The sequence below is a fragment of the Shewanella profunda genome (assembly GCF_023283765.1).
In the GTDB taxonomy this organism is placed as follows: Bacteria; Pseudomonadota; Gammaproteobacteria; order Enterobacterales; family Shewanellaceae; genus Shewanella; species Shewanella profunda.
Genome location: NZ_JAKILG010000013.1, coordinates 23,787 through 37,978 on the forward strand (window position 1 = coordinate 23,787; position 14,192 = coordinate 37,978).

A 14,192-nucleotide genomic window follows, 5' to 3' on the forward strand; every position below is an offset into this window, starting at 1 on the left:
AAACTCCCCGCTTAATTGACTCCATTTTAGGGAGTCAGCTGTATTTAAGGGACGTTTGTTGATTGTTTTACAAGGAAACGTACGGTGACTTAGCTCACCTGAATAGATATCAGAACCAAGGCCTCTCTTCAATGAATAGCACTATAACAGTCACAAAACGCTGTGGTGAACGTGAGAATATCGATCTCGAAAAAATACACCGCGTAATTACTTGGGCTGCCAAGGGATTAAAAAACGTTTCTGTTTCTGAAGTTGAACTTCGCTCGCACCTGCAGTTTTACGATGGTATTCCCACTGAAACTATCCACGAAACCATTATCAAAGCGGCAGCGGATTTAATTTCGCCCGAATCACCAGACTATCAGTTCCTTGCGGCCCGTTTAGCGGTGTTTCATTTGCGTAAGAAGGCCTTTGGTCAGTTCGCGCCGCCAGCCCTGTATGATCATGTGACTAAACTCGTCGAGCTCGGCAAGTATGATATGCATATTCTGCAGGATTATACCCGTGAAGAACTCGATATCATGGACACCTATATCGACCATTGGCGCGATATGAATTTTTCCTATGCCGCCGTTAAGCAGCTCGAAGGTAAATATTTAGTTCAAAACCGAGTGACCCACGAGATCTACGAGAGCGCCCAGTTCCTCTACATTCTGGTAGCGGCCTGTTTGTTTGCCCGTTATCCAAAGGAAAACCGTTTAAAATACGTTAAAGATTTCTATGACGCAGTATCGACATTTAAGATTTCTTTACCAACACCTATCATGGCGGGTGTTCGTACGCCAACGCGTCAATTCAGTTCATGCGTATTAATTGAATGTGGTGATAGCTTAGATTCAATTAATGCAACCGCATCGTCTATCGTTAAATACGTTAGCCAACGTGCGGGTATCGGCATTAACGCTGGTCGTATTCGTGCCCTAGGTAGCCCAATTCGTGGTGGTGAAGCCTTCCACACAGGTTGCTTACCTTTCTATAAGTATTTCCAAACGGCGGTCAAGTCTTGCTCTCAAGGCGGTGTACGCGGTGGTGCTGCCACCCTGTTCTACCCAATTTGGCACTTAGAAGTTGAATCTCTGCTGGTATTGAAAAATAACCGCGGCGTAGAAGACAACCGTATCCGTCATCTAGATTACGGTGTGCAACTGAATAAACTCATGTATCAACGTCTGATCAAAGGCGAAAATATCAGCCTATTCAGTCCATCGGACGTACCAGGTCTATACGATGCCTTCTTCGAAGATCAAAATGAGTTCGAACGTTTATATCTGCAGTATGAGCAAGACAGCAATATTCGTAAGAAAACGCTGAAGGCGGTTGAGCTATTTTCACTGATGATGCAAGAACGTGCTTCGACTGGCCGTATCTACATTCAAAACGTGGATCACTGTAACACTCACAGCCCATTCGATTCAAAAGTTGCGCCGATCAGACAATCTAACCTATGCCTTGAAATCGCGCTGCCAACTAAACCATTGAATAACATTGATGATCCTAATGGCGAAATCGCACTCTGCACTTTGTCGGCCTTAAACTTAGGGGCGATTAAAGAACTGTCAGAACTTGAGCCATTAGCAGACTTAGCAGTGCGTGCACTGGATAACCTATTGGATTACCAAGATTATCCAATCAAAGCAGCACAAATTGCCTCTATGAATCGCCGTACACTCGGCGTAGGTGTGATTAACTTTGCTAACTACTTAGCCAAAAATGGCCTGAAGTATTCCGATGGCAGTGCAAACAATCTCACTCACCGAACCTTTGAAGCGATTCAGTTCTACTTGCTAAAAGCCTCTATGAATTTGGCTAAAGAGCAAGGTGCTTGTCCGTTATTTAACGAGACCACCTACTCCCAAGGCATTTTACCGATAGATACTTATAAACGTGACTTAGATAAGATTTGTAATGAGCCGTTACATTTAGACTGGGAATCACTGCGCAGCGATATTAAGCAGTACGGTTTACGTAACTCAACATTGTCTGCATTGATGCCGTCTGAAACATCATCACAGATTTCAAACGCCACTAATGGTATTGAGCCTCCACGCGGTCTTATCAGCGTAAAAGCCAGTAAAGACGGTCAACTAAAGCAAGTGGTGCCTGATTTTGACACCTTAAAAGATAACTATGAGTTGCTGTGGAAAATGCCAAGCAACGACGGTTACTTGCAGTTAGTGGGTATTATGCAGAAGTTTGTTGATCAAGCGATTTCGGCCAACACCAACTACGATCCTTCACGTTTCGAAGGCCGTAAAGTGCCGATGCAAACCCTGCTGAAAGATTTGCTCAATGCCTACAAGTTAGGTGTAAAAACGCTTTACTACCATAACACTCGCGATGGTGCGTCGGATTCACACGACGACATCACCAACTTAGAGAAAGAAGACGACGGTTGCGCCGGTGGCGCCTGTAAGATTTAGTCTTTAACGTTAACGGTTTTGCAGGGATCCTTTGGGATCCCTGCCCATTGGAAAAATAGCAACATGGCCTACTCTACCTTCTGTCAAACACCTAACGATGCTACCCGTGAACCTATGTTTTTAGGTCAATCGGTCAATGTGGCACGCTATGATCAACAAAAATATGAAGTGTTCGAAAAACTGATAGAAAAGCAGTTATCTTTCTTTTGGCGCCCCGAAGAAGTTGACGTCAGTCGCGATAAAATTGATTACAACGATCTACCCGATCATGAAAAGCATATTTTTATTTCAAACTTGAAATACCAAACGCTGCTCGATTCTATCCAAGGTCGTTCACCTAACGTCGCATTTTTACCCTTAGTGTCATTGCCCGAACTAGAAACCTGGATAGAGACTTGGTCTTTCTCTGAAACTATCCACTCGCGCTCTTACACCCATATTATCCGCAATATCGTCAACGATCCTTCGGTGATTTTTGACGATATCGTTGTGAATAAAGAAATTTTACGCCGCGCAACTGACATTGCCGAATACTACGACCACTTGATTAAGCTCACTCAAGTATTTCACCTGCATGGCTGGGGTACCCATGTTATCGATGGCAAAGAATTAGTCGTTAATACCCGCACACTCAAAAAAGCGCTCTATCTGTGCATGATGTCAGTCAATGCCCTAGAAGCTATTCGTTTTTATGTCAGCTTTGCCTGCTCGTTTGCTTTTGCTGAGCGCAAGCTTATGGAAGGTAACGCGAAAATCATCCGCTTAATCGCCCGTGATGAAGCCTTACACTTAAACAGCACTCAGCATATTCTGAGCATAATGCAAGGCGGTAAAGACGATCCTGAAATGGGCGAAATTGCCGCAGAATGCCAACAAGAGTCCTATGATCTTTTCTTAAAAGCGGCTGAACAAGAAAAAGAGTGGGCGAAATACCTGTTCAAAGATGGCTCTATGATTGGCTTGAATGAGCAAATTCTTTGCCAATATGTTGAATTTATCACCAATCAACGCATGAAGTCCGTCAATCTGCCACTACCTTATCCAGAAAGCACTAACCCATTGCCTTGGATGAAAAACTGGTTAGAAAGTGATGCGGTGCAAGTTGCCCCTCAAGAAGTGGAAGTTTCTTCATACCTTGTCGGCCAAATCGACTCAGCGGTAGATGGCGATGAATTCCTCGACTTTGATCTCTAAGGCAATAGTCTAGTGACAAAAAAGTTAGAAGTGGCTAAAAACCCCTTTGTGAAGGCGCCCATAGTGCGCCTTCGGGGACAACCTGTGTTGCTCTATACCGAGCAACAGGGATCTTTGTTGCAAGCGCTCGAAGCCAAGAAAGTAAAAATATTCTCTGAATGCCGTAACGGTTTTTGCGGAGCCTGTAAAACCAATATCATCAACGGCAAGGTACGTTATCTAAGCGAGCCTTTAGCCGAACTCAATAGTGATGAGTGTCTGCCTTGTTGCTGTGTGCCTGTAGGGGATTTAGAGCTAGATTTATCACCCGAAGGCGCGGCTGTAGTTACTTCATCTCCTAAATCCAAGTCAATCCACAGTTCTGTAACTCCCGCGCATTATGGGCAATCACATAGTCACAAGCCAAGTGACCCGCGTACACCAATACGGAAGCCCATTTTGCAGGAAGAGTGAGAAATCATAGATAGCGGCATTCCTGCACCCAATTAAGATCCTGCTTACTATTCCCTATATCGCTTTTTTCGCCATCACTTTATGTAGCTCGTGGAGTTCGGTTAATGCTGCACTGCCATACCAAGGTAAGAGTTCCAGCACCAAACTGCCCGCTTGGATCGCAGGATCGGTTTCAGTTAATGCTTTCGCTTCTTCAACCCTGGTGACATTAAAAATGTAAATACCGCGCAACTCGCCATCATCCAGAAATGGTCCAGCTAGAATGAGTTTACCCTCATTGGCAAGACGGGTGATATTATCGAGATGCGCTCTTTGTAACTGTTGCGCTTGCTCCTTCGTCCTATCACGATTAGGCCCTCGTTTTAAAAATGCCATCACATAGGGTTTCATGCCGTAGTCATCGGCGCCCGCTTTATTGGCGCGCTGCGGATCAAACACCGAATCACTGTGGGCTGAGAAACTGACGGTGGAAAAACTTAACACGCCAACAATAAAACTGAATATCACTTTAGATTTAATTACGGTTTTAATCTGCATAGACAATGACCTAAATGATTGACAGGTTAGTTATATAGTTAAATTTCATACATTCTAACTTTAGTGTATTTGAGGCAACACTGACGAAAATTTGATAAAAAAGCCTGAACAAGGTTCAGACTTTCGATGAAAGAACACAGGCAAATCTTCAGGCTGACTATAAACGCATCGCCAGCTCTGCACCTTGGCGGATCGCTCGCTTGGCATCAAGCTCGGCTGCGACATCGACACCGCCAATCAGATGAACAGGCAAGCCCGTTGCTTTCATCTCATCCACTAAAGTGCGATTCGATTCTTGTCCGGCGCAGAGCACCACATTATCGACAGCCAACACTTCACTGGTTTCGCCCACACGAATATGCAATCCAGCATCATCAAACTTATCGTAGCTCACGCCAGTTTTCATTTTCACATCATGTTGCTTTAGCACGATGCGGTGGATCCAGCCGGTTGTTTTACCTAAACCTTTGCCCATCTTCGAGGTTTTACGTTGCAGCAAGTACACCTTCCGATGATCGGTATTGTCGGAATGCGGTTCTGTCAGGCCACCCGCATGTTGGTAGGTTTTATCTATACCCCACTGTTGTAGCCATTTATCGGGGTTCAAGGTGCTCGACTGGCGCTCACACAAAAAGTGCGCCATATCAAACCCTATGCCGCCGGCACCAATCAAGGCTACGGTATTACCAACAGAGACTTCACCCGAAAGCACTTTTTGATAATCAACCACCCGTGGGTCGTCAAACCCTGGCAAGATTAAATCGCGCGGCACAACACCTGACGCTATCACCACTTCATCAAACTTTTCTGTCGCCAGCACACTGGCATCGAGGCGAGTATTTAATCTGAGCTCAACCTTATGCAGCTTAATTTGGTTGATAAAATAACGGATTGTCTCGTTAAACTCTTCTTTCCCGGGGATTTTACGGGCTAAGTTAAACTGGCCGCCAACCTCAGATTTCGCTTCAAACAACACCACTTGATGACCACGCATGGCGGCATAAACTGAAAATGCCATACCTGCTGGCCCCGCGCCCATCACCGCAATCCGTTTTTTATGTAATGTTGGTAAGAAATTGATTTCTGTCTCATAACAAGCACGAGGGTTCACTAAACACGTTGCACGTTTTAGGGAAAAGGTATGATCCAAACAAGCCTGATTACATCCTATACAGGTGTTTATTAATTCAGGCGTATTCGCCGCGGCTTTGTTCACAAACTCAGGATCAGCAAGGAAAGGCCGCGCCATGGACACCATATCTGCTTGACCAGAGGCAATTATCTGCTCGCCAATCTCGGGGGTGTTAATGCGGTTGGTCGCAATTAATGGTATCGATACCGATGCTTTAAGTTTTTCCGTGACCCATGCAAATGCGCCCCGCGGTACGCTGGTTGCAATCGTCGGAATGCGAGCCTCATGCCAACCAATGCCAGTATTGATAATCGACACACCCGCTTGTTCGAGCCATTTTGCCAATTGCACCACTTCATCCCAAGTAGAGCCATTATCGACTAGATCGAGCATAGAAAGACGGAAGATAATGATAAAATCATTGCCAACTTTAGCGCGTATCGCATTAACAATTTCTATCGGAAATTGCGCTCGCTTTTCAAAATTGCCTCCCCATTCATCGCTACGGGTATTAGTGCGAGCACTGACAAACTGATTAATCAAATACCCTTCAGAGCCCATCACCTCTACACCGTCATAACCAGCTCTTTTAGCCAAGGCAGCGGAACTTGCGTAATCTTTGATCGTAGAGCGAACCTGGCGCCCAGACATGGCCGATGGTGTAAAGGGCGTGATCGGGGATTTAATCTTACTCGGTGCTTGTGAAAAAGGATGATAACCATAGCGACCCGCGTGCAGTATTTGCATACAGATTTTACCGCCAGCCTCATGCACCGCCTGCGTGACCGCACGATGCTTACCCACTTGCCACGGAAAACTTAACTGACAAGCGTGGGGCGTAAGGCGACCACGAAGATTAGGGGAAATACCGCCAGTGACAATCAAACCTACACCGCCCAGAGCGCGTTCCTTATAAAACGCTGCCAGTTTCTCAAATCCGCCCTTTTCTTCTTCCAAACCTGTGTGCATTGAGCCCATAAGCACGCGGTTTTTGAGCTGGGTAAAACCCAGATCTAAGGGTTCTAATAAGTGGGGAAACGACATTCAAACGTCCTTTTAAAACAAGTGATTTAAATCAGCATACCTTGAGTCAAATCTAAGCTCAACCGTTGCTTAGAGGCCTTAAGTTAAAAACCTTTACAATTGTGTTTAGCCTGAAACGAGATTTTCGGTTAGCATGGGCAGATTGGACTTATAAAGGAGTGGCAAATGTCCGCTAACCCATCGTTTTTCAAGAGAATATGTTTGTTTATTTGGAATATCCTCAACGGGACCCGTAAACTCATCCTCAATTTGATCTTTTTTGGTATCTTGGCTGCTATCATTATTTCAATTAGTGCTGGCGAAGATATCCAAGTAGAGGACAATTCAGCACTCGTGCTTAACCTTGCTGGTTCTATCGTCGATCAAAAACAACAGATTGATCCTATAGAAGCAGCTCTAAAACAAGGGGATAAAGCAAATGCCGATGGTGAAATCCTGCTCGCAGATGTGCTATACGTTATTGATAACGCAGCGCAAGATAATAGGATTAAAACCCTAGTTTTAGATTTAGCCGATCTTAAACGTGCGGGGATCAGTAAGCTACAATCCATAGGTACTGCCATCAATCGCTTCAAAGAAAGCGGTAAACAAGTGGTTGCCATCGGTAATTATTACCCACAGAATCAATATTTTCTCGCCAGCTTTGCCGATACGATATATCTCAATCCTCAGGGTGCAGTTTCACTCGATGGCCTCAGCATGTATAACCTGTACTTCAAATCGGCCTTAGAAAAACTCAAAATAAAAGCCCATATTTTCCGTGTAGGCACATTCAAATCCGCCGTTGAACCCTATATGCGTGACGATATGTCAGATGCCGCAAAAGAAGCTAACAGCGAACTACTCGCCGATGTATGGCAAAGTTATACCCAAACCGTAGCCAATAATCGCAATATAGACGCCAATGCCCTCGTTCTCGATGCCTCAACCTATTTAGCTGAGTTAGACAAAGCCCAAGGCGACTCTGCCACTATGGCTATCAATATGAAATGGGTTGATTCACTGGCAACAACGGAAGATTTTCGTAAAACCATGCTCGATACGATAGGCAAGGCGGAAAGTGGTGATAGTTTTAAGCAAATCAGTTTTTATGATTATTTAACTCTTGTCGCTCCCCTACCCAACTTTATTGAGCAGGACAGCGTCGGTATTATCGTTGCTAGTGGCACTATCCTTAATGGTAAGCAACCTGCTGGGCAAATTGGTGGCGACAGCACGGCAGAGTTGTTACGTAAAGCACGCTTTGATAAGCACATTAAAGCCCTAGTACTCAGAGTTGATAGCCCTGGGGGAAGTGCCTTCGCCTCGGAGCAAATTCGCCAAGAACTACTTGCCTTAAAAGCTGCGGGGAAACCTGTCGTTGTCAGTATGGGAAGTCTAGCCGCATCCGGTGGCTATTGGATTTCAGCCAGTGCAGATTATATTTTTGCCACGCCGACAACACTCACGGGCTCAATTGGCATTTTTGGAATGATCACCACCTTTGAGGATTCCCTTGATAGCATTGGGATACATACGGACGGTGTATCAACATCAGAATGGGCTGGTTTATCAGTAACTCGTACCCTGTCATCTCAGGTTGAGGCCGTTATCCAACGTCATATTGAGCGAGGTTACTTAGACTTTATTTCCCTCGTCGCCAAAGAACGTAAAATGACGTTAGAACAAGTCGATAAGATTGCCCAAGGTCGCGTATGGAGCGGTAAAAAAGCCCTTGATTTAGGTTTGGTCGATGAGCTAGGTGACATAGATGACGCTATCGCCAAGGCCGCAAAATTGGCAAATTTAAGCCTATTCGATACCCGCGTGATTGAGCAAGAATTAACGCCAGAAGAACTTTTTGTCCAGCAACTGTTTGCCTCAGTATCGAGTTATTTACCCGCATCACTTAGTCATTCATCTGTGCTTGAACAAATGTTACAACAATGGACAGGCAGCCTGAAGACGATTGCATCTTTCAATGATCCTAACCATGTTTATATTTATTGTGACAACTGTGAGTTACTCAATTAATCCATAACAACCGGGTTAACCTATCGTCACAGAGCTCTAAAGGTTCGATTTAAATGCCGATGTTAAATCGGCTTTTTTATTGGGTTTAACTCAGCAAAATCGTATAATCGGCCTACTTGCAGCTAAGATAATGACAAGAATGACTAAACGCTCCATTTATGTAGCCTACACAGGTGGCACTATCGGTATGCAAAAAACCGATAATGGCTTTGTTCCCGTTGCGGGATTCCTCACTCAGTGCGTGCAATCTATGCCTGAGTTCTACCATGATGAAATGCCGGATTTCGTGATCCACGAATATTGCCCGTTAATCGATTCATCAAACATGGCACCGACCGATTGGCAGATGATTGCCGATGATATTAAAGATAATTATCAAGAATATGATGGCTTTGTTATCCTTCACGGTACGGATACTATGGCGTACACTGCGTCGGCATTATCCTTTATGCTACAAGGATTATCCAAGCCTGTAATTGTTACGGGCTCACAAATCCCCCTTGCCCAATTACGTTCCGATGGCCAAACCAACCTATTAAACTCACTGTATATTGCGGCAAACTATCCGGTGGCGGAAGTGTGTTTATTCTTTAATAACAAACTATTCCGTGGTAATCGTTCGACTAAGGCCCACGCCGATGGTTTTGATGCCTTCGCATCACCCAATTTTCCACTGTTGTTAGAAGCGGGGATAAAAATCAACCTGCGAGCGGGTAAAATTGCGGTGGCAAGTGGTAAACAGTTAGAAGTCGCTAATATTAGTCCGCAACCTATTGGAGTCGTGACCTTATATCCGGGTATTTCAACTCAGATTTTTGAAAACATTCTTCAACAACCGGTAAAAGCGCTCATACTACTCACCTTTGGTGTCGGTAATGCGCCACAAGATACGGCACTGCTTAACACCTTAAAACAGGCTGATGAGCGTGGAATAGTGCTGGTCAATCTTACCCAATGTTTCCAAGGTAAAGTGAATATGGGAGGTTATGCAACGGGCAATGCCCTAGCTAAAGCTGGGGTTATTAGTGGCGCCGATATGACCATTGAAGCGGCCCTAGCAAAACTGCATTATCTACTCTCTAAAGATTTACAACCGAGTGAAATAAAAGCGGCTATGTTGCAAAATTTAGTGGGTGAACTCAGCATTGATTAATGCCTAAATATTATTTAGACCGCGCCGTATAAATTAAATTTTCTGATACGCCATAGAGACAAAAATGCCACTGATAAATCAGTGGCATTTTATTTTTAGCTTATCTTCTAACTCGCTAAACTCATTCGAGATCTGAAGTTGAGTGACCGTGAACCGCTAGCAAAAAGACACTAAATCCTCTGCCACAAACTGCTCAGGTAGTTTTTGTAAACTACGCAACATCAATGGATTAGCTAATACTAATGCCATTTCTTGGCGATTAAATAATGCCATCGCACTTTGTTGGCACTGCGCTTCATGTACTTTAACATGCACAATGGCTTCGACAGGCTCAATGGGCGTACCCGCTGCACGTAGTGGTTGTTTATCCACCATAGCTAAATGCAACTCCATTAACGCAGGATCTTTTAATAACTGCGCTAATGTCCATGGCTTTGAAATATGTGCCTGATAAGCTGCACGCGCACCCTGCGCCTGCAAACAAATCGCCGCAGGACTACGTTCTTCTGGCGTTGCTAAAATGCCTGCACGCTTGAACACTTCACCAATTTTTACTGAGCCAGTCCAGGCAGAAATAGGTACAGCAAACCATAAACCAATCAATGCAGGACTCATCCACGCTAACAGAGTTAATGAATCCAAAATGGCGGCATAACCCAACATCACACCCGCTAGCATATGCCAGCGATGGCGATAAATAAGCGTTAACCATGGCATACTGCCATCATCACGGCGTTGAGGTGACCAGCCGCTATCGCGTCCCATCAGGATCGACATTACTGCACCACAATGGATAAACATCATAATAGGAGCAATCAAGGCGGAGAGAACCACTTCAAACAATACACTGAAAATGGCTTTAATCCGGCCGCCCACGCTACGGGCAAACTGACCATCTTTGAGTAGCAGTAACACCCCAAATACCTTGGGACCAAACAACACACCCATAGTGATATAAAACAATCTCAATGCCCTATCCGAGTCCATGATTGGCCATGTAGGAAACAAAGAAAACTGATCGGTGAAATATTCAGGTCTGATAAAGTGCGCCTGCAAGGCGAGCATTAAACCCGTTAAGATCAACAATAACCAAAATGGCGATGATAAATACGCCATAATTCCCGTCAACAAATGTAAACGGCTGACCCAGTGCAACCCTTTGGTCGGCAAAATACGCGAATGTTGCAAATTACCCTGACACCAACGGCGATCACGTACCGCCAAGTCAACGATTGATGGCGGACATTCCTCGTATGAACCGGGCAGATCATAGGCAATCACCACACTCCAACCCGCACGGCGAATAAGCGCAGCTTCCACAAAATCATGGCTCATGATATGCCCACCAAAGGGCGGTTTACCTTTCAGATTAGGTAAACCCGCTGCACTCATAAACGCTTCAGTACGAATAATCGCGTTGTGGCCCCAGAAGTTACCTTCTTTTTGCACCCACCAACCTAAACCTGTACCAATCACAGGACCATAAATACGCGCCGCAAACTGCTGTAAGCGAGCCATTAAGGTGGTACCGTTAATGAGCGAAGGTATGGTTTGGATAAGCCCTGCATCAGGATCCGCCTGCATACGCTGCGCAAGGCCTGTGATGGTAGAAGACTCCATTAAGCTATCCGCATCAAGCACTAATAAGTGATCATAACGTGAACCCCAACGACGACAAAAATCTGCTACGTTACCCGCTTTACGTGCCACGTTTTTACGGCGACGGCGATAATACACTCGGGAATGTTTATGGGTTTCTTGGCGCAACACCAAAAATGCCTGTTCTTCTAACAGAGCAATCTCAGGATCGGTCGTATCACTTAAGATAAACCAATCGAAGGCGTGGCCATGCCCTGTCTGTGATAAGGCTTCAGCCATCACAGATACTGCAGAAAACACCCGATCAGGGGACTCGTTATAGGTTGGCATTAAAATGGCAGTACGAGTATGTAACTCGGTCACTTCAAGATCTTTTGCCTTTGGTTTTCTAAGTAAAATTAAAAAACCTGCAATACCACTACAAAACGCGAGTGCGATCCAACAGAAGTTGATTGCAAAAAGCAATAGCACCAAGTATTCCAAGGGGGTTATTCCCCCAATACTGAATACTGCGCCCATCTCATAAATCGCAAATGATGAAAGTAGCAGAGCGCCACCGACCACAAGGAAGCGCCTAAAGGAACCTGAACGTACCCCATTCGCCACAGTGCTGCGGCGAGGAAATCCCTCAGGCATTTCACTTAAACTTTGGGGTTCCATAGCGCCAGGCCTTTCATTTGGCATAGCGCTGCCACCGACGAGCACTTCAGTTTCGAGTACCGAATTCTCGGATACAGTCATATTATTTTGCTCCGTCATGGACCTTAAAGCGTCCAGCGATAGAGCCAGGTTTCAACCTGACGAGGTGTTGGGAACTTGAGTTCAGCCCGCAGTTCGATAAGTTCTTTACCTTCTGGTTCTAACTCAAATGCGAGGCGATAGCCATTATTGGTAGCATTAGGGGCGATCACTACATTAGAAACGATGCCACCAGAAGCTTCCACTTTAGCAAGGGGTAACTCATCAGGCATCGCACCATTTACTTGATAATCCACTACAAATAAACGTCTAGGAGTCGCTTTAGCAATGTCGGCACGGCCACTTGCTGTACGGCTAACCACCACATAATTGGCTTTTACTCCGGGTTCCTCGCCCCAGCTCATGCGGTAAGCAAAGTGATACTCGCTTCCAGCAGGAATAGGTTGACGCGGCTTCCAGAAGCTCACGATATTATCATGAATTTCTGATTCTGTTGGAATTTCAGTGAGAACAACTGCACCTTGTCCCCAGTTGCCAACGGGTTCAATCCATAAACTTGGACGACGTTCGTATTGTGCTTCAAGATCTTGATAGGCAGCATAACTACGTTCACGCTGAATCAAACCAAAGCCTTGCGGTGAGTTATCAGAAAAGGCACTGACCTGCAATTGACGAGGGTTAGCTAACGGACGCCATAGGTGTTCACCACGACCGTTGAACATTAATAAACCATCAGAATCATGCACTTCTGGTCTAAAGTCATCGGTATCATGACGGCCATTGAGTGAGTGTAAAAACATACTCGTACTGGGTGCAAGACCGACTTTACTTAACTCAACCCGAGGAAAAAGCGTCGCTTCAACATCGATTTGAGTGTTATCACCGGGACGAACCGAGAAACGATATGCCCCCGCAACGCTCGGACTGTCTAGCAGTGCATGTACGACGATCAAATTACTGTCATAGTGAGGACGCTCAACCCAAAATGCTCGGAAAATAGGAAACTCTTCCCCTTCTGCCTCTGCGGTTTTTAGTGCTAGACCACGGGCAGATAATCCATAGGCATTACCTTTACCTAACGCTCGGAAATAACTCGCACCTTGGAACACCATCAACTCATCGAATACACCATTGTTATTCAACTGATTATGGATACGAAAACCAGAGTAACCAATGTCATCATTTGGTAGTGCCTGAGTGATAACATCACCCGCAGTGAAATACTTAGGTTCATAGGCTAAGTGGGTTGCGTTATTGCCTTCAACCATGGCGATTTCAATTAAATCTTGGAAATAAAATCCACGGTGAAACATTTGCATTTGAAAAGGTAACCCTTGATCACGCCAAATAGATGCCGTCGGGTTAAAACGAATATCACGGTATTCATCATAGGTTAGTTTTGCCAGACCAGCAGGCAAAGGATCTTTCAGTACCGTATAGGGTTTTGCTGCCAATTTTCGGGCAAGTTTCACCACAGAGTCACTATCAAAAGCGCCTGTCTTGGTGAATCTTACTTGATTTTTAGTCGCAGGCGCAGGAGTCACTTTTGGTGGCGTCACCACTGGCGCAGGGACTGGAGCAATTTCAGTCGGTTTTGTCTCTTCCGCGTACGCTGTACCAGACAGAGCAAAAGCTACACCTAGTGCCAGTGAACAAATAAGGGACGAATAAGGTTTTGACGATTGGCAACGCAACAAGCTAACCATAGAATAGGTAACCTAAAAATAAACTAAGAAATCAATGTTTTTTCTGTATACAGTGAAATTTTTTCATCTCTATTTTAAGCTGAAAAAGAACATGCTGCTACATATCGCGAAAGATATCAGAAGGAGAAAAAAACTCATAAATAAAGATGCAGTTAACCTCGCCTACACAATACTATTTAGCAATATACTTATACCATTAAAGAATAACAAGTTGGTATTAACCTATCCATTTCACTAAAAAA

9 protein-coding genes are annotated in these 14,192 nt (G+C 44.9%); 5 read left to right on the plus strand and 4 right to left on the minus strand.

The features are described from left to right. Positions 1–131 precede the first annotated feature (131 nt). The 3 genes from nrdA to yfaE all read left to right on the plus strand — a co-directional run bounded on the left by nrdA (position 132) and on the right by yfaE (position 4,067). A complete protein-coding gene (gene nrdA / locus L2744_RS08670; RefSeq protein WP_248991536.1) occupies positions 132–2,420 on the plus strand; it encodes a class 1a ribonucleoside-diphosphate reductase subunit alpha in 2,289 nt (762 codons plus the stop codon). Between the two features lie 63 nt (positions 2,421–2,483). After that, the gene (gene nrdB / locus L2744_RS08675; RefSeq protein ID WP_248991537.1) at positions 2,484–3,614 is read left to right on the plus strand and encodes a class Ia ribonucleoside-diphosphate reductase subunit beta; all 1,131 of its coding nucleotides are present in this window, start codon (positions 2,484–2,486) and stop codon (positions 3,612–3,614) included. A gap of 12 nt (positions 3,615–3,626) precedes the next feature. Continuing rightward, on the plus strand, positions 3,627–4,067 hold the full coding sequence (gene yfaE / locus L2744_RS08680; protein WP_248991538.1) for a class I ribonucleotide reductase maintenance protein YfaE: 441 nt from the start codon (positions 3,627–3,629) through the stop codon (positions 4,065–4,067). A 54-nt stretch (positions 4,068–4,121) separates the two neighbouring features. On the opposite strand, the gene L2744_RS08685 is transcribed toward yfaE, so the two are convergent. Further along, complete coding sequence (locus L2744_RS08685; protein WP_248991539.1) at positions 4,122–4,604, minus strand: YciI family protein; 483 nt, start codon at positions 4,602–4,604, stop codon at positions 4,122–4,124. 157 nt (positions 4,605–4,761) lie between these two features. Next, positions 4,762–6,780, minus strand: a complete 2,019-nt coding sequence (locus L2744_RS08690; RefSeq protein ID WP_248991540.1) for an NADPH-dependent 2,4-dienoyl-CoA reductase — start codon at positions 6,778–6,780, stop codon at positions 4,762–4,764. Between the two features lie 165 nt (positions 6,781–6,945). Between L2744_RS08690 and sppA the strand changes: the two genes are divergently transcribed. Together sppA and ansA are read left to right on the plus strand one after the other, a co-directional pair. Then, positions 6,946–8,793: a signal peptide peptidase SppA gene (gene sppA / locus L2744_RS08695; RefSeq protein WP_248991541.1), complete on the plus strand. Its 1,848-nt coding sequence runs from the start codon at positions 6,946–6,948 to the stop codon at positions 8,791–8,793. 139 nt (positions 8,794–8,932) lie between these two features. Continuing rightward, complete coding sequence (ansA, locus tag L2744_RS08700; protein ID WP_248991588.1) at positions 8,933–9,946, plus strand: asparaginase; 1,014 nt, start codon at positions 8,933–8,935, stop codon at positions 9,944–9,946. A 156-nt stretch (positions 9,947–10,102) separates the two neighbouring features. Here ansA and mdoH read toward each other — a convergent pair whose 3' ends face one another. Together mdoH and L2744_RS08710 are read right to left on the minus strand one after the other, a co-directional pair. Next, the gene (gene mdoH / locus L2744_RS08705) at positions 10,103–12,286 is read right to left on the minus strand and encodes a glucans biosynthesis glucosyltransferase MdoH (protein WP_248991542.1); all 2,184 of its coding nucleotides are present in this window, start codon (positions 12,284–12,286) and stop codon (positions 10,103–10,105) included. A gap of 23 nt (positions 12,287–12,309) precedes the next feature. Beyond that, complete coding sequence (locus L2744_RS08710) at positions 12,310–13,950, minus strand: glucan biosynthesis protein G (protein WP_248991543.1); 1,641 nt, start codon at positions 13,948–13,950, stop codon at positions 12,310–12,312. Between the last annotated feature and the right edge of the window lie 242 nt (positions 13,951–14,192).

Coding starts and splice junctions, on each gene's coding strand:
- sppA (WP_248991541.1), top strand. CDS start 6,946: ATGTCCGCTAACCCATCGTTTTTCAAGAGAATATGTTTGTTTATTTGG.
- L2744_RS08685 (WP_248991539.1), bottom strand. CDS start 4,604: ATGCAGATTAAAACCGTAATTAAATCTAAAGTGATATTCAGTTTTATT.
- L2744_RS08690 (WP_248991540.1), bottom strand. CDS start 6,780: ATGTCGTTTCCCCACTTATTAGAACCCTTAGATCTGGGTTTTACCCAG.
- mdoH (WP_248991542.1), bottom strand. CDS start 12,286: ATGACTGTATCCGAGAATTCGGTACTCGAAACTGAAGTGCTCGTCGGT.
- L2744_RS08710 (WP_248991543.1), bottom strand. CDS start 13,950: ATGGTTAGCTTGTTGCGTTGCCAATCGTCAAAACCTTATTCGTCCCTT.
- nrdB (WP_248991537.1), top strand. CDS start 2,484: ATGGCCTACTCTACCTTCTGTCAAACACCTAACGATGCTACCCGTGAA.
- ansA (WP_248991588.1), top strand. CDS start 8,933: ATGACTAAACGCTCCATTTATGTAGCCTACACAGGTGGCACTATCGGT.
- nrdA (WP_248991536.1), top strand. CDS start 132: ATGAATAGCACTATAACAGTCACAAAACGCTGTGGTGAACGTGAGAAT.